The sequence below is a fragment of the Micromonospora sp. CPCC 205546 genome (genome assembly GCF_036902715.1).
Classification (GTDB): Bacteria; Actinomycetota; Actinomycetes; order Mycobacteriales; family Micromonosporaceae; genus Micromonospora.
The window spans coordinates 1-546 of the sequence record NZ_JBAKHL010000189.1; the positions used below are offsets into that span (position 1 = coordinate 1).

Annotated in this window: 1 pseudogene; it reads left to right on the forward strand. The window is 85.3% G+C overall.

Going from position 1 to position 546, the window contains the following annotated elements:
- Nucleotides 1–44 precede the first annotated feature (44 nt).
- Nucleotides 45–546, forward strand: a pseudogene (locus V6U77_RS29980) (alpha/beta hydrolase); the annotation flags it as partial.

The window sequence follows — 546 nt, forward strand, 5'->3', positions numbered from 1 at the left end:
CCCGGCCCGCGCCTGCCGGACACCCGACGCACCCGGCGGGCCGGGTGGCCCCGACGCGGCCGGCCGGGCGGCCGGCACACCCCGCCGAGCGCGCGGCGGACGTCGGCTACCGGCAGCTCTGGGCGGCCGATCCCGGCGCGTGGCGGGCCGCCGGGGTCGCCTGGCGGGGGCTGACCGGACCGGTGGCGCACCGGGCCGGCGAGCTGGCCGCCGGTGCCGAGCTGCTGCGCACCGGCTGGTCGGGTGGGGCGGCCGGGGCCGCCGACGCCCGCCTCGCGGCGCTGCGCGCCGAGCTGGCCGCCGTCCGCCCGGCCCTGATCGAGGCCGACCAGGTGCTGGCCGAGTACGCCGCCCGGCTGGGCACCGCCAAGGCCCGGCTGGCCGACGCGGTGGCCCGCGCGGAAGCGGCGGGGCTCGGGGTGGACCGGCAGGGACGGGTCGTCGCGGATCCCGCCCGCGCGCCGGCGCCGGGCCGGTCCCGGGCGGGCGCGGTCGAGGCGGGCGCGGCGATCCGGGCGGCGCTGGCCCTGGCCGGCGCGGCCGACC